This window comes from Streptomyces sp. 840.1 (assembly GCF_003751445.1).
Taxonomy (GTDB): Bacteria; Actinomycetota; Actinomycetes; order Streptomycetales; family Streptomycetaceae; genus Streptomyces.
Window position 1 is genome coordinate 2,269,819 of record NZ_RJUU01000001.1, and the last position, 21,847, is coordinate 2,291,665.

Annotated in this window: 19 protein-coding genes and 2 tRNA genes; 16 read left to right on the forward strand and 5 right to left on the reverse strand. The window is 69.6% G+C overall.

Going from position 1 to position 21,847, the window contains the following annotated elements; genetic code table 11:
• The first annotated feature begins 391 nt into the window (after positions 1–391).
• The 4 genes from gyrB (at position 392) to EDD93_RS10410 (ending at position 6,185) form a co-directional block, all read left to right on the forward strand.
• Positions 392–2,479 carry a DNA topoisomerase (ATP-hydrolyzing) subunit B gene (gyrB, locus tag EDD93_RS10395; protein ID WP_123524874.1) on the forward strand — a complete coding sequence of 696 codons (2,088 nt, stop codon included), beginning with the start codon at positions 392–394 and terminating at the stop codon, positions 2,477–2,479.
• Positions 2,480–2,692: 213 nt separating this feature from the next.
• Entirely contained in the window at positions 2,693–5,344 is a 2,652-nt protein-coding gene (gene gyrA / locus EDD93_RS10400) for a DNA gyrase subunit A (protein ID WP_123524875.1), read from the forward strand.
• Positions 5,345–5,437: 93 nt separating this feature from the next.
• Positions 5,438–6,034, forward strand: coding sequence for a DUF3566 domain-containing protein (locus tag EDD93_RS10405; protein ID WP_123524876.1), 597 nt, complete (start codon positions 5,438–5,440; stop codon positions 6,032–6,034).
• A gap of 77 nt (positions 6,035–6,111) precedes the next feature.
• Positions 6,112–6,185 (forward strand) — tRNA-Ile (locus tag EDD93_RS10410).
• Between the two features lie 467 nt (positions 6,186–6,652).
• Here the strand turns inward: EDD93_RS10410 and EDD93_RS10415 are convergent.
• Complete coding sequence (locus tag EDD93_RS10415) at positions 6,653–7,033, reverse strand: DUF6344 domain-containing protein (protein ID WP_123524877.1); 381 nt, start codon at positions 7,031–7,033, stop codon at positions 6,653–6,655.
• Positions 7,034–7,377: 344 nt separating this feature from the next.
• Here EDD93_RS10415 and EDD93_RS39870 point away from each other — a divergent pair, with 344 nt between their 5' ends.
• The 3 genes from EDD93_RS39870 (at position 7,378) to EDD93_RS10430 (ending at position 10,987) form a co-directional block, all read left to right on the forward strand.
• Positions 7,378–7,512, forward strand: coding sequence for a DLW-39 family protein (locus tag EDD93_RS39870; protein WP_003958712.1), 135 nt, complete (start codon positions 7,378–7,380; stop codon positions 7,510–7,512).
• Positions 7,513–7,664: 152 nt separating this feature from the next.
• Positions 7,665–9,635: a VWA domain-containing protein gene (locus EDD93_RS10425; RefSeq protein ID WP_123524878.1), complete on the forward strand. Its 1,971-nt coding sequence runs from the start codon at positions 7,665–7,667 to the stop codon at positions 9,633–9,635.
• Complete coding sequence (locus EDD93_RS10430; protein WP_185092268.1) at positions 9,635–10,987, forward strand: hypothetical protein; 1,353 nt, start codon at positions 9,635–9,637, stop codon at positions 10,985–10,987. Before EDD93_RS10425 ends, EDD93_RS10430 begins: the two co-directional genes overlap by 1 nt.
• 33 nt (positions 10,988–11,020) lie before the next feature.
• Here EDD93_RS10430 and EDD93_RS10435 read toward each other — a convergent pair whose 3' ends face one another.
• Positions 11,021–12,592: a serine/threonine-protein kinase gene (locus EDD93_RS10435; protein ID WP_123524880.1), complete on the reverse strand. Its 1,572-nt coding sequence runs from the start codon at positions 12,590–12,592 to the stop codon at positions 11,021–11,023.
• 124 nt (positions 12,593–12,716) lie between these two features.
• A complete protein-coding gene (locus tag EDD93_RS10440; protein WP_024489493.1) occupies positions 12,717–13,265 on the reverse strand; it encodes a transcriptional regulator in 549 nt (182 codons plus the stop codon).
• A gap of 168 nt (positions 13,266–13,433) precedes the next feature.
• Here EDD93_RS10440 and EDD93_RS10445 point away from each other — a divergent pair.
• Positions 13,434–13,506, forward strand: a tRNA-Ala gene (locus tag EDD93_RS10445).
• A 257-nt stretch (positions 13,507–13,763) separates the two neighbouring features.
• On the opposite strand, the gene EDD93_RS10450 is transcribed toward EDD93_RS10445, so the two are convergent.
• Positions 13,764–14,507 (reverse strand): DUF5324 family protein, encoded by a 744-nt coding sequence (locus EDD93_RS10450; RefSeq protein WP_123524881.1) that lies wholly within the window; start codon positions 14,505–14,507, stop codon positions 13,764–13,766.
• 329 nt (positions 14,508–14,836) lie between these two features.
• Here EDD93_RS10450 and EDD93_RS10455 point away from each other — a divergent pair, with 329 nt between their 5' ends.
• Entirely contained in the window at positions 14,837–15,364 is a 528-nt protein-coding gene (locus EDD93_RS10455; protein ID WP_123524882.1) for a peptidylprolyl isomerase, read from the forward strand.
• A 152-nt stretch (positions 15,365–15,516) separates the two neighbouring features.
• Positions 15,517–16,416: a rhomboid family intramembrane serine protease gene (locus EDD93_RS10460; RefSeq protein ID WP_123524883.1), complete on the forward strand. Its 900-nt coding sequence runs from the start codon at positions 15,517–15,519 to the stop codon at positions 16,414–16,416.
• A gap of 320 nt (positions 16,417–16,736) precedes the next feature.
• Here the strand turns inward: EDD93_RS10460 and crgA are convergent, their stop codons facing one another.
• The gene (gene crgA, locus EDD93_RS10465; RefSeq protein ID WP_123524884.1) at positions 16,737–16,991 is read right to left on the reverse strand and encodes a cell division protein CrgA; all 255 of its coding nucleotides are present in this window, start codon (positions 16,989–16,991) and stop codon (positions 16,737–16,739) included.
• A gap of 142 nt (positions 16,992–17,133) precedes the next feature.
• On the opposite strand from crgA, the gene EDD93_RS10470 reads away from it, so the two are divergent.
• Genes EDD93_RS10470 through EDD93_RS10495 form a run of 6 tightly spaced genes read left to right on the forward strand, consistent with a single transcriptional unit; the run spans position 17,134 to position 21,797 of the window.
• Positions 17,134–17,901: a DUF881 domain-containing protein gene (locus EDD93_RS10470; protein WP_123524885.1), complete on the forward strand. Its 768-nt coding sequence runs from the start codon at positions 17,134–17,136 to the stop codon at positions 17,899–17,901.
• Positions 17,902–17,926: 25 nt separating this feature from the next.
• Entirely contained in the window at positions 17,927–18,655 is a 729-nt protein-coding gene (locus EDD93_RS10475) for a class E sortase (RefSeq protein ID WP_123524886.1), read from the forward strand.
• 58 nt (positions 18,656–18,713) lie between these two features.
• Complete coding sequence (locus EDD93_RS10480) at positions 18,714–18,899, forward strand: hypothetical protein (protein ID WP_123524887.1); 186 nt, start codon at positions 18,714–18,716, stop codon at positions 18,897–18,899.
• A complete protein-coding gene (locus EDD93_RS10485) occupies positions 18,896–19,534 on the forward strand; it encodes an aminodeoxychorismate/anthranilate synthase component II (protein WP_123524888.1) in 639 nt (212 codons plus the stop codon). Before EDD93_RS10480 ends, EDD93_RS10485 begins: the two co-directional genes overlap by 4 nt.
• Positions 19,531–21,033, forward strand: a complete 1,503-nt coding sequence (locus EDD93_RS10490) for a class E sortase (protein WP_123524889.1) — start codon at positions 19,531–19,533, stop codon at positions 21,031–21,033. Before EDD93_RS10485 ends, EDD93_RS10490 begins: the two co-directional genes overlap by 4 nt.
• Positions 21,034–21,068: 35 nt before the next feature.
• The gene (locus tag EDD93_RS10495; protein WP_123524890.1) at positions 21,069–21,797 is read left to right on the forward strand and encodes a class E sortase; all 729 of its coding nucleotides are present in this window, start codon (positions 21,069–21,071) and stop codon (positions 21,795–21,797) included.
• Positions 21,798–21,847: the final 50 nt, after the last annotated feature.

Below are 21,847 nucleotides of genomic sequence, written 5' to 3' on the forward strand. Positions count from 1 at the left end.
TGCACTTTTACCCCTTCTCCAGGCCGTTGCGGCCGCACTGCCCCAGGGGGCGGCGGTGAGGTGTGCCCCGGTTGTCCCCGATGCCTTCGGACTCCGTGTTGTGCGGGTCTGCGGTGGTTGAAACCGCGGGGTGCCGAGCGGACGTCCCTCACCGTAGCGAGAGGTTGACAGCTCGAAGCGCTCAACGCCCGTGTGAGCCGCTTGAGGCCCCTTCCCGAATATGGGGAGTCGTCAGCCGTGGATTCAGGGCGGCACATGCGGACTCAGGTACCGGCAAACCCCCATTCGGGTCGGCGCTACCGGTAGACTGGTGGACAATCCCGCGTCCTTGCGGGATTCGTCGATACAAGCCGAACGACGCAGCCGCTCCCGCCTGCCCGGAGAACGGCCTGTGCTGTGCCAGAAAGGGCGCTTCGTGGCCGATTCCGGCAACCCCAACGAGAACATTCCGTCCACCCCCGGCGTGAGCGGCGCCGCTCCCGCCACGGGCGAGGTGACAGCCTCGTACGACGCCAGCGCGATCACCGTGCTGGAGGGCCTGGACGCGGTCCGCAAGCGACCCGGCATGTACATCGGCTCGACCGGTGACCGAGGTCTCCACCACCTCGTCCAAGAGGTCGTCGACAACTCCGTCGACGAGGCGATGGCCGGCCACGCGGACACGATCGACGTCACGATCCTCGCCGACGGCGGCGTGCGCGTGATCGACAACGGCCGTGGCATCCCGGTCGGCATCGTGCCGTCGGAAGGCAAGCCGGCCGTCGAGGTCGTGCTCACCGTGCTGCACGCGGGCGGAAAGTTCGGCGGTGGCGGCTACGCCGTCTCCGGTGGTCTGCACGGCGTCGGTGTGTCCGTCGTCAACGCCCTGTCCACCCGGGTCGCCGTCGAGGTCAAGACCGACGGCTACCGCTGGACCCAGGACTACAAGTTCGGCGTCCCGACCGCCCCGCTGAAGCAGAACGAGGAAACCGACGAGACGGGCACGTCCGTCACGTTCTGGGCCGACGGCGACATCTTCGAGACGACCGAGTACTCCTTCGAGACGCTCTCGCGCCGCTTCCAGGAGATGGCGTTCCTCAACAAGGGCCTCACGCTCAAGCTGACGGACGAGCGGGAGTCCGCGAAGGCGACGGCGGGCGCGGACAGCGTCGAGGCGGCCGACGTCCCCGAGGAGGAGACGACCCGCACGGTCACGTACCACTACGAGAACGGCATCGTCGACTTCGTCAAGTACCTCAACTCCCGCAAGGGCGATGTCATCCACCAGTCGGTGATCGACATCGAGGCCGAGGACAAGGACCGTCTCCTCTCGGCCGAGATCGCCATGCAGTGGAACACGCAGTACAGCGAGGGCGTCTACTCCTTCGCCAACGCGATCCACACGCACGAGGGCGGTACGCACGAGGAGGGCTTCCGTGCGGCGCTGACCTCGCTGGTCAACCGGTACGCGCGCGACAAGAAGCTGCTGCGCGAGAAGGACGACAACCTCACCGGCGAGGACGTCCGCGAGGGCCTGACGGCGATCATCTCGGTCAAGCTGGGCGAGCCGCAGTTCGAGGGCCAGACGAAGACCAAGCTGGGCAACACGGAGGCCAAGACCTTCGTGCAGAAGGTCGTCCACGAACAGCTCACCGACTGGTTCGACCGGAACCCCAACGAGGCCGCCGACATCATCCGCAAGGGCATCGCCGCCTCGACCGCCCGCGTGGCGGCCCGCAAGGCGCGTGACCTGACCCGTCGCAAGGGGCTCCTGGAGAGCGCCTCGCTGCCGGGCAAGCTGAGTGACTGCCAGTCCAACGACCCGACGAAGTGCGAGATCTTCATCGTCGAGGGTGACTCCGCCGGCGGCTCGGCGAAGTCCGGCCGTAACCCGATGTACCAGGCCATCCTGCCGATCCGGGGCAAGATCCTGAACGTCGAGAAGGCCCGGATCGACAAGATTCTTCAGAACACCGAGGTCCAGGCACTGATCTCGGCCTTCGGCACCGGGGTCCACGAGGACTTCGACATCGAGAAGCTCCGCTATCACAAGATCATTCTGATGGCTGACGCCGACGTCGACGGCCAGCACATCAACACCCTGCTGCTCACCTTCCTCTTCCGCTTCATGCGGCCACTGGTCGAGGCCGGGCACGTCTACCTCTCGCGCCCGCCGCTCTACAAGATCAAGTGGGGCCGGGACGACTTCGAGTACGCGTACTCGGACCGCGAGCGCGACGCCCTCGTGGCGCTCGGCAAGCAGAACGGCAAGCGGATCAAGGAAGACTCGATCCAGCGATTCAAGGGCCTCGGCGAGATGAACGCCGAGGAACTGCGTGTCACCACGATGGACGTCGACCACCGCGTCCTCGGCCAGGTCACGCTCGACGACGCGGCGCAGGCCGACGACCTGTTCTCGGTGCTGATGGGCGAGGACGTCGAGGCACGGCGCTCGTTCATCCAGCGCAACGCCAAGGACGTCCGCTTCCTCGACATCTGAGTCGGCCGTACAAGGAGGAGGGTCCGGCGATTGGGAGGCGGCGTCACGGGTCTGGGCACGCACATCTGCGGCGTTGTCGTCAATCACCATGGCTCCGCCATGGCTCAATCCTCCGCCTTGCAGCTGCACGCACCCAGACCCGCTCCTTCACCCACCTCCCAATCGCCGGACCCTCCAAGCCGCAGCCGCAGCGCGAAAGGACTTTGACCAGCAATGGCCGACGAGAACACCCCTGTCCCCGTGACGCCCGAAGAGGTTCCGCCCGTCGAGGGCGTGGGCATGCGTGTCGAGCCCGTCGGGCTCGAGACGGAGATGCAGCGCTCCTACCTCGACTACGCGATGTCCGTCATCGTGTCGCGTGCCCTGCCCGACGTGCGGGACGGCCTGAAGCCCGTCCACCGCCGGGTGCTCTACGCGATGTACGACGGCGGCTACCGGCCCGAGAAGGGCTTCTACAAGTGCGCCCGCGTCGTCGGTGACGTCATGGGTACGTACCACCCGCACGGCGACTCCTCGATCTACGACGCACTGGTGCGCCTGGCGCAGCACTGGTCGATGCGCATGCCGCTGGTCGACTCCAACGGCAACTTCGGTTCTCCGGGCAACGACCCGGCCGCCGCCATGCGGTACACCGAGTGCAAGATGATGCCGCTGTCCATGGAGATGGTCCGGGACATCGACGAGGAGACCGTCGATTTCAAGGACAACTACGACGGCCGCAACCAGGAGCCGGTCGTGCTGCCGGCCCGCTTCCCGAACCTGCTGATCAACGGTTCGGCGGGCATCGCGGTCGGCATGGCGACCAACATCCCGCCGCACAACCTGCGCGAGGTGGCGTCCGGCGCCCAGTGGTACCTGGAGCACCCCGAGGCCTCGCCGGAGGAGCTGCTCGACGCTCTCCTCGAGCGGATCAAGGGTCCGGACTTCCCGACGGGTGCGCTCGTCGTGGGCCGCAAGGGCATCGAGGAGGCGTACCGCACGGGCCGTGGCTCGATCACGATGCGCGCGGTCGTGGCGGTGGAGGAGATCCAGAACCGCCAGTGCCTGGTCGTGACGGAGCTTCCGTACCAGACCAACCCCGACAACCTCGCGCAGAAGATCGCCGACCTGGTGAAGGACGGCAAGGTCGGCGGGATCGCGGACGTCCGGGACGAGACCTCCTCGCGTACCGGCCAGCGCCTGGTCGTCGTGCTCAAGCGCGACGCGGTCGCCAAGGTCGTCCTGAACAACCTGTACAAGCACACCGATCTGCAGACCAACTTCGGCGCCAACATGCTGGCGCTGGTGGACGGGGTGCCGCGCACCCTGTCGATCGACGCGTTCATCCGCCACTGGGTGACGCACCAGATCGAGGTCATCGTCCGGCGCACGCGGTTCCGGCTGCGCAAGGCGGAGGAGCGGGCGCACATCCTGCGCGGCCTGCTCAAGGCCCTGGACGCGATCGACGAGGTCATCGCCCTCATCCGGCGCAGCAACACCGTGGAGATCGCGCGGGAGGGCCTGATGGGCCTCCTGGAGATCGACGAGATCCAGGCGAACGCGATCCTGGAGATGCAGCTGCGCCGGCTGGCCGCGCTGGAGCACCAGAAGATCACCGCCGAGCACGACGAGCTCCAGGCGAAGATCAACGAGTACAACGCGATCCTCGCCTCCCCCGAGCGGCAGCGGCAGATCGTCAGCGAGGAGCTGGCGGCGATCGTCGACAAGTTCGGCGACGACCGGCGCTCCAAGCTGGTGCCTTTCGACGGTGACATGTCCATCGAGGACCTGATCGCCGAGGAGGACATCGTCGTCACGATCTCCCGCGGCGGCTACGTGAAGCGCACGAAGACGGACGACTACCGCTCGCAGAAGCGCGGCGGCAAGGGCGTGCGCGGCACGAAGCTCAAGGAAGACGACATCGTCGACCACTTCTTCGTCTCCACGACGCACCACTGGCTGCTGTTCTTCACGAACAAGGGCCGCGTCTACCGGGCGAAGGCGTACGAGCTCCCGGACGCCGGCCGGGACGCGCGCGGTCAGCACGTCGCCAACCTGCTGGCCTTCCAGCCGGACGAGCAGATCGCGCAGATCCTGGCGATCCGTGACTACGACGCGGCGCCGTACCTGATCCTGGCCACGAAGGGCGGTCTCGTGAAGAAGACCGTGCTCAAGGACTACGACTCGCCCCGCTCCGGTGGCGTCATCGCCATCAACCTGCGCGAGACGGCGGACGGCTCGGACGACGAGCTGATCGGTGCGGAGCTGGTCTCGTCCGAGGACGACCTGCTGCTCATCAGCAGGAAGGCCCAGTCGATCAGGTTCACCGCGACGGACGACGCGCTGCGCCCGATGGGCCGTGCCACTTCGGGCGTCAAGGGCATGAGTTTCCGCGAGGGAGACGAACTCCTCTCGATGAATGTCGTCAGGCCCGGTACTTTCGTGTTCACTGCCACTGACGGCGGGTACGCGAAGCGGACCCCTGTCGACGAGTACCGCGTCCAGGGTCGCGGCGGCCTGGGCATCAAGGCCGCCAAGATCGTGGAGGACCGGGGCTCACTGGTCGGTGCGCTGGTGGTCGAGGCTACGGATGAGATCCTTGCCATCACGCTCGGCGGCGGTGTGATTCGTACGCGAGTCAATGAAGTCAGGGAGACGGGCCGTGACACCATGGGCGTCCAACTGATCAACCTGGGCAAGCGCGATGCCGTTGTCGGGATCGCTCGTAACGCCGAGGCGGGTCGTGAGGCCGAAGAGGTCGACGGTCTGGTCGACGCCGACGGCGAGACGGCCGAGGCAGTGACAGCTGAGGCCACCATGGCCGACGCGGCTGGTGAGAGCACTGTCGAGGGCACGACGTCCTCGACCGGGGAGCACGAGGAGTAGAGCGTGAGTGGAGCCACGGGCGCCGGTTCGGCCGCTTCCGGAGCCGGCGCGAACGGTGCCCGTGGCCCTGCCACGGACTCCCAAGGGGGCACTGTGACGGATACCCGGGGTCCTCAACCCCAGTACGAGGGCTACGCGGCCGGGCCGCTGCCCGGTGAGCGCGAGCCCGCACCGGGCCAGGCGGGGCCGTACCACCCGCCGCAGGCCTACCCCTCGCCTCCGGGCGGGACCCACGGCGGCCGCCCCCAGGGGGGCCAGCAGGGCGTGGGCGCGGCTCAGGCGTCCCGCAAGCCGCGGACGGGGGCGCGGACCACTCCGCGTACCCGCAAGGCGCGCCTGCGGGTGGCCAAGGCCGATCCGTGGTCGGTGATGAAGGTCAGCTTCCTGCTGTCCATCGCGCTCGGCATCTGCACCGTGGTCGCGTCGGCGGTCCTGTGGATGGTGATGGACGCGATGGGCGTCTTCTCCACCGTGGGCGGCACGATCAGCGAGGCGACGGGTTCCAACGAGGGCAGCGGCTTCGACCTGCAGTCGTTCCTGTCGCTGCCGAGGGTCCTCATCTTCACCTCGGTCATCGCCGTGATCGATGTGGTGCTGGCGACCGCGCTGGCGACGCTGGGGGCCTTCATCTACAACTTGTCGGCCGGCTTCGTGGGCGGTGTCGAGCTCACGCTGGCCGAGGACGAGTAGCGGCTCATCTATCGATTTTGGGACTGGCCCCGACGTGCGCTAATCTTCTTCACGTCAGCGCGACACAAAAGCGCGGCGGGGCTATAGCTCAGTTGGTTAGAGCGCATCCCTGATAAGGATGAGGCCACAGGTTCAAATCCTGTTAGCCCCACAGTGACAACAGAAGGCCCGGTCCCTCTTCGGAGAGACCGGGCCTTCTGCGTGGGCGGAGCCTGGTGGGGGTGAGTGGAGCTCGGCGGGATCCGGTGGGCTCCGGCTGTTGCGGCGGGGGCCGTCGGAGCTGTCGGGGCCGTCGGCGTCTTCGGGGCTGCGGGGCTGCGGGGGGCCATGAGGCCCGGGGGCGTTCCCGTTGCACCGTCAGGGGATGTGTGTGCCGCGCACGTCCGGGCGGCGCTCGACACAGGCGGGACGGCTGTGGCGGGGTCGGCTGGGGTGGCGGGTCGGGCCGTTGGGGGCGGCGGGCGTGGCGCGCGTGACGGTCCTGGGGGCGTGACGGTCCTGGCAGGCGTCACGGTCCTGTCGGGTGTGACGGGGCGAGTGGGGTGCGCGGGAGCACGGGAAAGCCCCCGTCCGGTGTGAACCGGCCCGGGGGCTCTGGGTGTGTCAGGTGCGCCGCTCTCAGGGGGGCAGCAGGGACGCGTCCCCCGCCGGGGCTCCATGCGAGGCGCGGGCGGTGCTGGTGGTGTTCACGGTGTCCGTGTTGTCCGTGGTGTCGGAGGACAGGTGGCGCGTGGAGGGTGAGGAGCCGTGCGCCTCGGCGCGGATGCGCTGCTTCATCGTGGGCGGCAGCGACCGGTCACGCGGAAGGGCCCATCGCACCGACGGGGTGTTCGCGGTTGCCGCGGTCGTACCCGTGTGCTCGTGGGTCGTGGCCGCCGGCTCCGTGACCGTGGCTTCCGTGGCCGAGGCGGTGGAGCCCGCGAGGCCCAGTGCCGCGAGAAGTGCGAAGAACGCGGTGACGAAGGCGGTCCAGATGTTCTTGGCCCGGTAGGTGCTCATGGCCCCTCACTCACTTTCAGGTGGTCCGTTTTGCTTACCTTCCTGATGATGTGGATCCGGGGCGCGATTTCACGGACCGACGCAGCCGATGTGCCGATGTTCAGATGAACACCACTCGTATGGTGCAACCGGCCCCGATCGGCCGGGGCGGGGCCCTCCACGGGCGTCGGTGACGGTGTGGTGGTAGTGCGGTGACAGGGCGTCGGCAGGGCTGACCCGATCCTCCGACGATCGCTTTTCCGCAGGCCCCAGTTGGGTTGCGGGGAGGTCACCGGTCGATATCGGCCGGTGTGTATAGTCGGGCGGCAGAAGTCCCCTACGCCAACGAAAGACGAGGTCGCGCGGTGAAGAAGCTTCTCCTGGTCGCACTGGCCGCCATCGGCGGGCTCCTCGTGTACCGCCAGATCCAGGCGGATCGCGCCGAGCAGGATCTGTGGACGGAGGCGACTGACTCCGTGCCCGCAGGTTCGGGTGTGTGAGACAGAACAGCCTGTTTGCGAGCCCCGGTCGCCTGAGCGGCCGGGGCTTCGTGCTGTTGCGGGACCGTGACACCTGTGCCCTTGAGTTCACCTACGCAAATCAATAGGTTGCTTGAGCAAAGAAGCCGGGGATTTCGGTCTAGGGGGAACGGATGAGGGCTGGCAGCCACCGCCGTACTGTGCGGGCGGGGACATTGATCGGCGGGGCGCTGTTCGCCCTGGTGGCGGGCGCCCTGCCGGCCGAGGCGGGGCCCGGGGGGTCGGACGCGGTCTCCGCCGCCCGCGCGGACGGCGGGAGCGGCGGCCTGGTCATGGTGCTCGACTCGTCCGGCTCCATGGGGGACGACGACGGGACGGGCCGGACCCGGATGGAGAGCGCCCGAGCGGCTGTCGGCACGGTCGTGGACGGCCTGCCCGACGGCCACCCGACCGGCCTGCGGGTGTACGGCGCCGACCGGCCGCAGGGCTGCACGGACACCAGACTCGTGCGCCCGGTTCAGAAGCTCGACCGGGCCGCGCTGAAGCGGGCGGTCGCGGCCGTACGGCCCAGGGGCGACACCCCCATCGGTCTGTCGCTCCGCAAGGCGGCACAGGATCTGCCCCGGCCTGCGGACGGTGCCGTCGGCACGCGCACGATCCTGCTGATCTCCGACGGCGAGGACAACTGCGGTACGCCGCAGCCCTGCGAGGTCGCCGAGGAGCTCGGCAAGGAGGGCGTCGGGCTGCGGATCGACACCGTCGGATTCCAGGTGAAGGGCGCGGCCCGCGACCAGCTCGAATGCATCGCACGGTCGGGCAACGGGCGTTACTACGACGCCCCGGACGCCGAGGCGCTGGCCCGCCAGCTCCAGCGCGCCGCGCAGCTCTCCGCCGGCGCGTACCGCTTCCGGGGCGAGCGGGTGACGGGCGCGGCCGCGGCCGGCCGGGCCCCCGTGCTCGTACCCGGGCAGTATCTGGACACCATCGGGCCGGGCGAGAAGCGCTACTACGGGGTTGATCTGGACGCGGTGTCCACGGTGGACTTCGCGGCGACCGCGGTGCCGCAGCCGGGCGCTGCCGTCGACACGTTCGACGCGCTGAGCACCAGGATCGAGCACGACGAGCACGGCTCCTGCGATACGGACACCGAGCGCTTCCTGCAGAAGGAGGGGGCGGCTCCGCTCACCTCGGCGGTCGTCCGGATCCGCTCCGAGGACGGCACCCGGACCTGCGACCGTGCGGGCAGCTACCGGCTGGTGGTGGAGCGGCAGAGCAAGAGGGGCTCCGACGCGGCGCGTTGGCCGCTGGAGCTCGTGTACGGGGTCGAGAAGCCGCTGAAGGAGGGCGTGCTGCCCGCCGAGTCGCAGGCGGAGTACGGCAGCGGCGGCAAGGAGGCCACGCTGCCGGCGGGTGATCCCCGCGACGCGCGGGGCGGCACCGGCTTCAACGATGCCAGGGAGCTCGGCAAGGGCGTGTGGCGCGACCGGATCCTGCCCTCCCAGACGCTCTGGTACAAGGTTCCGGCCGGCTGGGGCCAGCAGGTGCGCTACGACGTGGAGTTCGCGAACGAGCCCACGGTGGAGCGCGCCTCCGACACGTACTCCTACGGGGCGACCCAGCTCTACACACCGGCCCGCCATCCGCTCACCGGAGGCGGCGAGTTCACCCCGAGCACGATGTACGACGGGCGGCCCACGGCGCTTCGGATGGGCGGCGTCCCGGTCTCCTGGACCAACCGCTACGAGAGCCGGAACAATGTGCGGCCGGTTCATGCCAGGGGCGGCTTCTACATCTCGGTGACGCTGGGCGCGCGGGCCGCCGAGATCGCGGAGCACCCGCAGATCGGTCTGGTGCTGCGGGTTTCGGTCCTCGGCGCGGAACGTACCGGGCCGCAGCACGGGGCGCCCGTGCGGGCCGGCTCCGACGGCGGTCTCGACCGGGGCAGCGACCGGGGCGCCGGCAACGACGCGGACAACAGGGACGATTCGACCGCGTCCGCAGACAGCGGTGGTGCTGGAGGGGCAGGATGGACCGTCATCGCGGCTGCTGCCGGGGCGGCCGTCATGGCTGTGCTGATCGCCGTGTTCGTATATGTACGCAACCGCCGCGGGGCAGCCGCACGGACGACGAGGGGGAGCGCGTGATGAGGCAGCGCAGCAGGGGCCGGGCGGTGCTGGCCGCAGCCGCGGCGATGTGCGCGGTGGCGGCGCTGCCGGGGCAGGCGTACGGGGCCGGCGAGGCTGCCGCGTACGCCTTCGACCCGCAGGCGAAGACGGTCAGCGGCGCCGACGTGAGTACCGACGCGACGACGCTCACGACCGGTTCGGTCTACCGGAGTTCGATCAAGTACGGCCAGAAGCTCTACTACCGGCTCGACCTGAAGGCGACGACGAACGCGTACGTCTCGGCCGTCGTCGTACCCAAGGGCGGCGGCAAGGTCGCCTACGGGGACGGCATCGCGATCAGCATCAGGGACAAGTCCGACCTGCAGTGCAGTTCGGAGAACGCCCGCTTCGGGTCTGCGGAGTACCTGCGTCCCATCGCCGCGTACGCCTACCGCAACGTGGACAAGGACAGCAGCAGCTGCCAGGGCGCCGGTGTGTACAACGTCCTGATCGAGCGCGAGAGCGAGGACACCTCGGGACGCGGCGAGTGGGATCTTGAGATCCGGTACGACTCGGAGCCGGAGCTCGCCAAGGGCGGGACGACGCCGACCGAGGCGCCGGAGGACTGGCCGTCCGCGTCACCGGAGCCGCCGGCCGCCGTGGCCGACAACCGCAGGCACGGCGGCAGCAGTTACTACGACGCGACCAGCCTGCAGACCGGGGAGTGGAAGGACAGGGTCGAGCCGGGCCAGACCCTCTTCTACCGGGTCCCGGTGGACTGGGGGCAGCAGGTCTTCGCCACCGCCGCGCTCGGCAACAGCACCGTCCCGGACGCGGACGAGTACGTCAGCGGGGCGCTCGCGCTGGCCCTGGACAATCCGGCGCACGGCCATGTCGGCAACGCCTCCCCCATGGCCTACTCGGGCAAACCGGCCTCGGTGTCCCTGGACCCGGTGCCTCCCGTGGCGTACGAGAACAGGTTCGCCTCCGACACCGGCGTCAGCGCGATGCGCTTCGCGGGCTGGTACTACCTGTCCGTCACGCTGAGCCCGGAGGTCGCCAAGGCCTACGGCTCCGAGCCGTTTCCGCTGACCCTCACGGTCAAGGTCGACGGGAAGGCCAAGGGCACGCCGTACCGGGGCGACGCGGGGATCTTCGGCGTCTCACAGGGCGACAAGGACATGGCGCGCAGCGGCCAGAGCGGCGCCCAGGCCGCCGAGAGCAGGAGCAGCAACATGAAGCTGCTCGGCGCGGCCGGCATCGGTGCGGGCGCCGTGCTGGTGCTCGGACTGGGCGGGTGGATGCTGCTCGCCCGGCGCGGGCAGGCCGCGGCCGGAAGCGCCGACGGCGGGCAGCAGCATCCTTACGGAGGGCCGCCACAGGCCTGGTAGCCGCCGCGGCCCGCACCGGGCCGGAGCCGTCGCTCAGGCCTGGGTCAGGGCCCAGATCCCGACGGCGAAGCAGATCAGCGCCACCAGCAACACCGGGACCGCCACCTTCGTGGACGGTCCCGGTCGCTTTTGCGGAGCGGGTGCCGAGGTGTGCGAAGGGGGCATGACCTGCGGCGTCGGCGCCTGGGAGTAGTACGGCGAGGCCCCGGCGCCGGGAACTCCCTGCCCGGGAACTCCCGGCCCCGGAACTCCCGGCCCCGGAACGGGAACCTGTGCCGGCTGAGCGGTGTATGGACGAGTGAGGGCTTGTTCGTGCCGCACCCCCGCCGTGGGGGCCTGTGCATGGTTCGGTGCGGCGGCGGGGAAGGCGGATGCCGCATGTGCCGGATGCTGCGGGGCGGGAGCGCCGGCGGGAGCGCCCGGAATGCCGGGCTGCGCTGGGTGGTGAGCGGCCGGAGCGGCCGGCTGAGGCACGTGGGGCGCGGCGTCGGGGTGCTGCGGGGGCGGCGGGAGGTGGAAGCTGCCCGTCTCCGACATCGAGGCACGGGGCTGCGCGTACGGCTGTTCCGCGGGCTGGTGACCTGGCTGCTGCCCGGTGCCGTGCGGTGCCTGTCCCTGTGCCTGTGCCTGCGCCTGTTCTTGTTCCTGCCCCAGGCCCTGTTGCGGCCCGTGCGCCTGCGGTTGTCCGGGCGGGGCTTCCGCGACGCCGGCCTTCGGCTGGGCAGGCACCGGGCCGGTGGGGCCGAAGCCGGCGGGCAGCGGGCCGATCTGGTCGAAGACCTCCACCGGCTCGTCCTCGGCGCCGGGCTCCGGCAGCATCTCGACGGCGGCCGTCAGTGCCTTCCGGGCGCCCGTGGCGGTACGGAAGCGGGCCTGCGGGTCCGGTTGCAGCAGCCCCGCGAGCACCTGCCAGAGCGGCTCGGGGATGCCCTGCGGAGCACCGGGCGTGCCGTGCGCGGCGAAGTGCTCGATGAGCGCCTGCGAGTCGGGCTTCTTCCCCTGGAGCAGGTACAGGGCGACGAGCCCGACCGCGAAGAGGTCTGCGGGGAAGTCCGGTTCCGCGCCCATCATCTGCTCGGGCGCGAAGTAACCCGGCGTGCCCACCACGTAGTTGGTCTCGGTGAGGCGCGGCTCACCCTTGCGCATGGAGATGCCGAAGTCGGAGAGCCGCAGGTGCGGCCGGCCGGTGCCGGTGGCCTCCATAAGGATGTTGGCCGGTTTGATGTCCCGGTGAACGACCCCCTCGGCGTGCACCGTCGACAGCCCGGACAGCAGCTGGTCGAGCAGCGTGCAGACGAACCGAGGGGGCAGCGGGCCGTAGTCACCGATGACATGGGCCAGCGAACCACCGGTGATGAGGTCCATGGTGAACAGGACCTTGTCGTCGTCCGCGGCCCAGCTGGCCGGGGCGAGCACATGCGGATGCTCGATCCGCAAGGCCTGTTCGCGGACGAAACGCAACAGCGTGTGTGCGTCGCTCTGCTGGAGAACCTTGGCTGCCACATAGCGGCGGCGCCGGTGATCCCAGGCACGCCAGACAGCCCCCACCCCACCACGTCCGATCGGATCGATCAGTTCGTACCGACCAGCGAAGACCTCACCCATTGCGCTGCGCTCGCTCCCCGTTCCTGCTTTCGGCCGGTGCGTGTGCTGCCCGTGCCCGGATCATGCGGTGCCCGGCTGTTGCCCGGCCGCCCTACGGGCGACGACGGCAGTTTGAAGACAGGCCCTAGCTCTGGTGTCCCTCGTAGTGCGCCACCGCGTCCGCGGTGCGTCCGGCTCCGTACACCTTGAGGAACTCTGCCAGTTCCGGGTGCGTCGGGGCGAGGGAGTCGGCAGCATCGATGATGTCACCGGCCGCGGCGACGGACCGCAGCAGCGACTGGATCTCGCGGACCACTCGGCGCACCGTGGGCGCCCCGCTCGTCGACGACGTCTGGCCGGTGCCGGTGAGCACGGAGCCGCCCTGGGACTTCTTGATCTCTTCCATCCGGTCGGTGGCCTCCCCCGCACTGACACTGCCGTCCGCGACCTGACTGGCCAGCTCCTGGAGCGCCTGGACGCGCTGCACCACTGCCGGGTTGCCGATCTTCGCCCGCTGACCGCTCATGAGCTGGGAGAGCATGGGTGCGGACAGCCCGAGCACCGCCGCCAGCCGGGCCTGGTTCAGGCCCAGGTCGTCGATCAGCCGACGGAAGAGCGCCCCCAGCGGCTCCCCGTACCAACTGCGCTGAAGTTCCCTGGCTCTGGCTGTTGCCTCTTGCTGTGCCGCGTCCATAGCGTCTCCCCTTCGCCGAGCCTTCGCTGCTGCGAACCTCGACGAGCATCTTACGGAGCGTGGTCGTCGACCGGGAGCCCCAATTTTTGGAGGATTCGGGGGATCAGCGGGTAGTCTGGTCTGCGGCGGTGACCACCATGCCGGTGCGTCCGGTGGTGCCCGCTTTCCGGGGCCTTAGCTCAGTTGGTAGAGCGCTGCCTTTGCAAGGCAGATGTCAGGAGTTCGAATCTCCTAGGCTCCACATACACGTGACCCCCCTGGCCTGCGGAAACGCGGCCAGGGGGGTCATTTTTCCATTTCCCGTCGGTGGCAGGTTCGGTGGCAGGTTCGGTGGCAGGTGAGGAGCCGGCCGATGTAGTCGGGCCAGGCCTGGGACGCCTGCGGACGCGCGCAAGGGTCGACGCGCGCAAGGGCGGACGGAATGGATCCGTCCGCCCTTGCGCGTTCAGTGCCCGGTCTCCCGTCGCCCGCCCGTTGCCGGTGCTGTTCGGCCGCCGCTCAGGGGCGGTCGTCCAGGTCGGTGCCGTCCACGGCGTCGGGTCCGTCCAGCGGGTCCGGTCCGTTCGCCTCCGCGTCGGCCTGCTTGGCCTGGACGTCGGGGTCCAGGACCGTCGAGCCGCTTCCGTCGACCGAGGTCAGCGGCGCGCGGTCGTCGACCTCGGTGGGGGCGGGCGGCTCGACCAGCCAGTCGGGGTTGGCCTGCTTGTCCCACCAGCGCCAGACGGCGTACGCGCCGCCCGCGAGGACGGAGGCCACGGCCAGTCCCTTGAACGCCTTGCCGGCCCTGGCCCGTCGCTCGTGCTTACGGGTCAGCTTCCTGATCTCCTTCGCCGTGACCTGCCCCCGCAGGGCGGCCAGCGCGGCGGAGCTGCGGGCTGTCGCCTCCTGGGCGACCGGCTGGGCTGCGGCCATCGCGTTTTCGACGCGGGGCACGGTGTAGTCCGCGGCGCTCCGGGCGGCCTGACGGGTGCGCAGCGCCGCGCGCTGCGCGGCCTCGTCGACCTTGGGGGGCACATGCGTCAGGGCGAGTTCGATACGTGGTGCGAGGTGCGCGCCGTACTGGACGCGGGCCTGCTGAGCTGCCTTCGAAACCTTCGGCGCGAGCAGCGTACGGGCCTCGTGCGCGTAGTGAACGGCCTGTTCCCTGGCCGTGTCGGCGTAGGGGGCCGCCACTTCCGCGGCGTGCTGCACGCTGTCCCTCGCCGAGTCGGTTGCGGCGCGCACGCTGTCGATGCGGGTCACGGGATCCTCCTCCTTGGTGGCGGGTTGGTACTCCGCCTATCCACCCAATTCGAGATCATGCCTACCTGGGGCCTGTGCGGCACGCGGGGCGGGCATCCGGGTTATTCAGGTCATGAGGGACACCCTCGGGCAATGAGGTGCAAGGGGAGCCTGTGGACGACAATGCCACGGTTCGGCCCGGCACGCGCCGCTTCGTCACGCACTTGGCCGCATTCGTTTCTCCGGGGGCCGTGGCGGGCGACCCCGTGCGGCGTGGCGGGCCGGGCGACGCGGGGTGTGGTCCGTGCGAGGATCGGTGGACGTCATCGCAGACTCACGGAAGGCAGATCGTGGCCGAGCAGCTTTACGCCACCTTGAAGACCAATCAGGGCGACATCGAGGTCCGGCTCCTGCCGAACCACGCTCCCAAGACGGTCAAGAACTTCGTCGAGCTCGCCACCGGTGAGCGCGAGTGGACCCACCCCGCGACCGGGAACAAGTCCAAGGACCGGCTGTACGACGGCACCGTCTTCCACCGCGTCATCAGCGGCTTCATGATCCAGGGCGGCGACCCGCTGGGCAACGGCACGGGCGGCCCGGGGTACGAGTTCGGTGACGAGTTCCACCCCGATCTGGCCTTCACCAAGCCGTACCTGCTGGCCATGGCCAACGCCGGCCCGGGGACCAACGGCTCGCAGTTCTTCGTGACGGTTTCCCCGACCGCCTGGCTGACCGGCAAGCACACCATCTTCGGTGAGGTGGTGGACCCGGCGAGCCAGAAGGTCGTCGACACCATCGCGGCCGCCTCGACCAACACGCGCACCGACCGTCCGCTGCAGGACGTGGTCATCGAGTCGGTCGTCGTGGAGAAGCGCTGACTTCCGAACGTATCCGCCCGCTCACTCTCCGGTCCGTCCGGGAACCAACCGCCCTGCCCGTCCGTACTTGATGACAGAACGGATGTGCAGGGTGGCTCGGTGCGCCCTGACGCTATGACGAGGACCGAGGGGACCGGGAAGTGATGGGACCGATGGACCAGCAGCCGCCGGGCGAGCAGAACGCGTCCGCTCCCGTGGACGGTCCGGTCACCTGCTACCGCCACCCGGGCCGCGAGACGGCCGTCCGCTGCACCCGCTGCGACCGCCCGATCTGCCCGGACTGCATGGTGAGCGCCTCGGTCGGCTTCCAGTGCCCGGACTGCGTGCGGCAGGGATCCGGTACGGGGCACAGCCCGGCCGCAGCCAGGCCGCGCACGATCGCCGGCGGCTCGATCGCGGCGGACCCCCGGCTGATCACCAAGATCCTGCTGGGGATCAACCTCGCGGTGTTCGTCGCGGTGCTGGCCAACAGCGCGCTGGTCGACGATCTGGTGCTGCTCGGCCGGGCCAACTTCTACTACGGCGGTCCGCCCGAGGGGGTCGCGGAAGGCCAGTGGTACCGGCTGGTCACGTCGATGTTCCTGCACCAGGAGGTGTGGCACATCGCCTTCAACATGCTGGGGCTGTGGTGGCTCGGCGGCCCGCTCGAGGCGGCGCTCGGCCGCGCCCGGTTCATCGCGCTCTACATGCTGTCGGGGCTGGCGGGCAGTGCCCTGACCTACTGGCTCGCCGCGCCGAACCAGCCCTCGCTGGGTGCCTCGGGGGCCATCTTCGGTCTGCTGGGAGCCACCGCGGTGCTCATGCGCCGGCTCAACTACAACATGCGCCCGGTCTTCGCGCTCCTCGCGATCAACCTGATCATCACCTTCAACCCCTGGGGCGGGATCGCCTGGCAGGCACATGTCGGCGGGCTGATCGCGGGCACGCTGATCGCGATCGGCATGGTGCACGCCCCGCGCGAGCGACGGAACCTGGTGCAGTACGGCACCTGCGCCGCGGCCCTCGTCGTGGTGGTCCTGATCGTGCTCCTCAGGACAGCCTCGCTGACGTAGCAGGACAGCCTCGCTGGCGTAGAAAGCGCGCTGTCAGCTCGATACGGACCGTTTGTGATCGAAGTTGTCCACAGCGTGCACGTGATCTTGTGCATTCAGTGGGTACAACTGTGCCCCTTGCCGCTGAACTGGGTTTTTCCAGCAGGGACAAGGGGCGTACCGCCCCGGCGAGGGGTGGCTGCAGTCACACCGGCGTCAACGGCCAAGGAGTTATCCACAGATCGTCTGACCTTTTCCCCCGCCTGTGGATAACGCTGTGGGTAACTCAGGGCAAGGGTTGCGGGACCGGGGTCCGCTGTGGTGCTACGTGCTCGGCGGAGCTACTTCCACTGGGTGGAGACGCCGAAGCCGCCGGCGATGAAACCGAAGCCGACGACGATGTTCCAGTTCCCCAGTGCCTCGATCGGCAGATCGCCGTCGGTCACGTAGAACACGACGATCCAGGCCAGACCGACCAGGAACAGCGCCAGCATGACCGGCGCCACCCAACTGCGGTTGGTCAGCTTTATGGCCGTTGCCTGCTTCGTCGGAGGGGGCGTGAAATCGGCCTTCTTGCGGATACGTGACTTCGGCACGAGGAACTCTCCTGTCGATGCGCTGCGTTACCGCGCAGGGAACTGTTGGCTGACGCCGGACGTGGTGCGAGGGGGAAATCCTGCCTCCCCCGGGCGTCCGTTAGCGTAGTGCTTCCGTGGCGCCGAAGGAGATAAGGGTACGTTGAGCAATTCTGCCGACTCTCCCCCAGGGCCGGTCCGGCGCTCCCTCCGGAACCCGGTCAGAGTGCTCACCGCTGCCGTTTTCGCCCTTGCCGGTCTGATCTTCGTCACCAGCGCGAACACGGCCAAGGGCACCGACATCCGTACCGACTCCTCGCTGCTGAAGCTTTCCGACCTCATCCAGCAGCGCAGCGAGAAGAACGCCGGGCTGGAGGAATCCGCCGCCTCCGTGCGCGGGGACATCGACGCCCTCGCCCAGCGCGACGACGGGAGCACCAAGGCGGAGGACGCCCGGCTCAAGGCGCTGGAGCGGGCGGCCGGCACCACGAAGCTCTCCGGCCGGGCCGTGTCCGTCACCCTCGACGACGCCCCGCCGAACGCCACCGCGAACCCCGGCTACCCCGATCCGCAACCCAACGACCTGGTCATCCACCAGCAGGACCTCCAGGCGGTCGTCAACGCCCTGTGGCAGGGCGGGGCCGGTGGCATCGAGGTCATGGACCAGCGGCTGATCTCCACCAGCGCCGTGCGCTGCGTCGGCAACACCCTGATCCTCCAGGGCCGGGTCTACTCGCCCCCGTACAAGATCACCGCCGTCGGTGACCCCGGAAAGCTCCGGCGGGCGCTGGACGCCTCCCCGGCGATCCAGAACTACCTGCTGTACGTGAAGGCGTACGGGCTCGGCTGGAAAGTCGATGAGCGCCAGGCGGTGACTCTTCCCGGCTACTCGGGCACAGTGGATCTCCACTATGCGGAGCCGGTGAAGTAGCGAGCAGCTGCGGGGAGGCCGCCCGGTGTCGGTGCGACTGATCGTCAGGACGTTCAGCGAACTGTGCATCACGATCGGTGCCCTGATCGTCCTCTTTGTGGTGTACGTGCTGTTCTGGACCGGAGTGAAGGCCGCCGGTGCTACCGAGGGGCAGATCGACGACCTGCAGCGCCAGTGGGCGAAGGGGGCGGTCTCCGCACCCGCCCCGCCGGCATCGGCCTCACCTACCTCACCCACCTCGCCGAAGTCCCCGGGTCCGAAGCCCCCGGCCCCCGGGGCGTTGCGCGACGGGAAGCCGTTCGCGATGCTCTACATACCCCGCCTCGGCAAGGGCTGGGACTGGCCGATCCTGCAGAACACCGAGGTCAAGACCTTGCAGAAGGGTCTCGGGCACTACCGGGGCACCGCCCGTCCCGGAGCCACCGGCAACTTCGCGGTGGCCGGCCACCGCCGCACGTACGGCGATCCCTTCAAGGACTTCCCGAAGCTGCGACCCGGCGACCCGGTGTTCGTGACGGACGGGACGACGTGGTTCACGTACCGCATCGACAAGAAGCCCTACCGCACCGTGCCGAGCGACATCGGCGTCATCGACCCCGTGCCGCGCAAGTCCGGCTTCGACGGGCCCGGCCGCTATCTGACGCTGACCACCTGTGACCCCGAATGGGGCAGCAGTCACCGGCTGATCGCCTGGGCGCACCTGGACGCGACCCAGCCGGTGACCGACGGAAGGCCGGCAGCTTTCCACAGCTGACCCACGGCTCTGCCCCGGCCCTTTAGTCTGGTCCCGTATCGAATACGGAGGGGTCAGCATGTACGGCTGGATCTGGCGTCATCTGCCGGGCAACGTGTGGGTACGCGGGTTCATCTCGCTCGTGCTCGCCCTGGCGGTTGTCTACGTGCTGTTCCAGTACGTCTTCCCGTGGGCGGAACCGCTGCTTCCGTTCGGCGATGTGACGGTCGACGGCGCGGCCGCGGCTCCGGGGGCCGGCCGATGAGCGCCCGCATCCTGGTCGTCGACAACTACGACAGCTTCGTCTTCAACCTCGTCCAGTACCTCTACCAGCTCGGCGCCGAGTGCGAGGTGCTGCGCAACGACGAGGTGACCACGGCCCACGCCCAGGACGGCTTCGACGGCGTCCTGCTCTCGCCCGGCCCCGGCACCCCCGAGCACGCGGGCGTCTGCGTCGACATGGTGCGGCACTGCGCGCGGACCGGCGTCCCGGTCTTCGGGGTCTGCCTCGGAATGCAGTCGATGGCGGTGGCGTACGGCGGCGTCGTGGACCGCGCCCCCGAGCTGCTGCACGGCAAGACGTCCGCCGTGACCCACGAGGGCAAGGGTGTCTTCGCCGGGCTGCCCTCCCCCTTCACCGCGACCCGCTACCACTCGCTCGCCGCCGAACCGGACACGGTTCCCGAGGAGCTGGAGGTCACCGCGCGCACGGCCGACGGCATCATCATGGGGCTGCGCCACCGTGAGCTGGCGGTCGAGGGAGTGCAGTTCCATCCGGAGTCGGTGCTCACCGAGCACGGCCATCTGATGCTGGCCAACTGGCTTGCGCAGTGCGGTGACGCCGGAGCCGTCGAGAGGTCGGCGGGGCTCGCGCCGGTGGTGGGCAAGGCCGTCGCGTGACCCCACCGCGCCACGGACGCGACGCCGGTCAGGACGGCCCGCCCGAAGAGGGGACGGACGGGGCCGCGGGCGCGTTCGAGGCGGCGGTCGGCCAGCTGGCGGACCCGTTGAACGACCCGCTGCCCGGGGAACACGCCTCTCCGTGGTTCCGCGCGGAGCACGGCCCCGCCGGGACGGCCGGCCCGGACAGTACCCCGGGCGGCGCCGGTACGCCTCCGACGCAGACGCCACACGGGTCGCAGGCGGCTCAGGACCCCCCGCGTGAGTGGTACGACCCCGAGGGGTACGAACGGGACTGGTACGGCCGTCAGGGGCCCGCCCCGGCGGCTCCGGCCGAAGTGCCCCCCGCCGGCGACGAGACCGTCGCGCTGCGGACGGCGGACACCCGGCGAATAGCGCCTCGCGCGCAGTCCCAGCCGCAGCCGCAGTCCCAGCCCCAGCCGCCGCACCGCCCGGAGCCGCACCGCCCGGAGCCGGGCCGCAGTCCGGCCGGCGAGGACGCCACGGAGGTCATGGCGGTAGTACCGGGCGCGGGGCGGACGGCAGGCCGGGAGGCGTCGGAGGCCGCGGGTCTCCTGGGTGCGTCGGGCGGCGCGGATGCCCCGGACGATCCGGGTGCCCCGGCTGCCTCGCATGCCTCCGAAGGGGAGCCGGACAGCTCCGGTGAGACCGTGCCGCCCACCGGAGGCCGGGCCGAGCGGCGGCGCGCTGCCAAGGGGCGCGGCCGCAGGCGCGGCGACCAGCGGCCGGGACCGTCGTCGGAGCCCGCCGCCCCGGCGAAGCCGATGTCACGCGTCGAGGCACGAAGGGCCGCGAGAGCGGCCAAGGACAGCCCGGCCGTCGTGGTCAGCCGGGTGGTCGGCGAGCTGTTCATCTCGCTCGGCGTGCTCATGCTGCTGTTCGTCACCTACCAGCTGTGGTGGACCAACGTGCGCGCCGACCAGATCGCCGGCAACGAGACGCACAAGATCCAGGACGACTGGGCCAGCGGGAAGCACGCCCCCGGAGCGTTCGAGGCAGGTCAGGGCTTCGCCATCATCCACATCCCGAAACTGGACGTGGTCACGCCGATCGCCGAGGGCACCAGCAAGGAGAAGGTCCTGGACCGGGGCATGGTCGGCCACTACGGCGAGAAGCCGCTGCGCACGGCGATGCCGGCAGACAAGCAGGGCAACTTCGCGCTGGCCGGCCACCGCAACACCCACGGTGAGCCGTTCCGCTACATCAACCGGCTGAAGCCCGGTGACCCGATCGTGGTCGAGACCCAGGACGCCTACTACACGTACGAGATGACGAGCGTGCTGCCCCAGACCTCGCCGTCCAACGTGTCGGTGATCGGCCCGGTGCCGCCGCAGTCCGGGTTCACCAAGCCCGGCCGATACATCACACTGACGACCTGTACGCCCGAATTCACGAGTACGTACCGAATGATCGTCTGGGGCAAGATGGTCGACGAACGGCCGCGCAGCAAGGGGAAGCCCGACGTGCTCGTGGGCTGAACCGGCTGAAACATCATCACGACAGGGACGGTGCGGTGGCAGCGAGGACCGAGGACCAAGAGCAGACCGGCGAGTCCGCGCCCCCGGTGCGGCGCGGGCGCCGCCATCCCGTCGCGACCGCGGTCAGTGTCTTCGGCGAACTCCTGATCACCGCAGGCCTGGTGCTCGGACTCTTCGTCGTCTACTCCCTCTGGTGGACCAACGTGCTCGCCGACCGGGAGGCCGCCAAGCAGGGCCACACCGTCCGCGACCGCTGGGCCGACGGCCCCGGGGCGCTGGACACCAAGGACGGCATCGGCTTCCTGCACGTCCCGTCGATGAAGAACGGCGAGGTGCTCGTCAAGAAGGGCACCGACACCGAGAACCTCAACGACGGCATCGCCGGCTACTACACCGACCCGGTGAAGTCGGCGCTCCCCTCGGCCGAGGAGGGCAACTTCGCGCTGGCCGCCCACCGGGACGGCCACGGGGCGAAGTTCCACAACATCGACAAGGTGCGGACCGGTGACGCGGTCGTCTTCGAGACCAAGGACACCTGGTACATCTACAAGGTCTTCAAGGAGCTTCCCGAGACGTCGAAGTACAACGTCGACGTGCTCCAAGAGGTCCCGAAGGGCTCGGGCAGGAAGAAGCCCGGCCGCTACATCACGCTGACGACGTGCACGCCCGTCTTCACGTCGAAGTACCGCTACATCGTGTGGGGCGAGCTGGTCCGTACGGAGAAGGTCGACCGCGACCGCACGAAGCCGGCAGAGCTGCGCTGACGCGTACGCGGGGCCCGTACCCCCGTATAGACACGCCCCCTCGCAGGGCG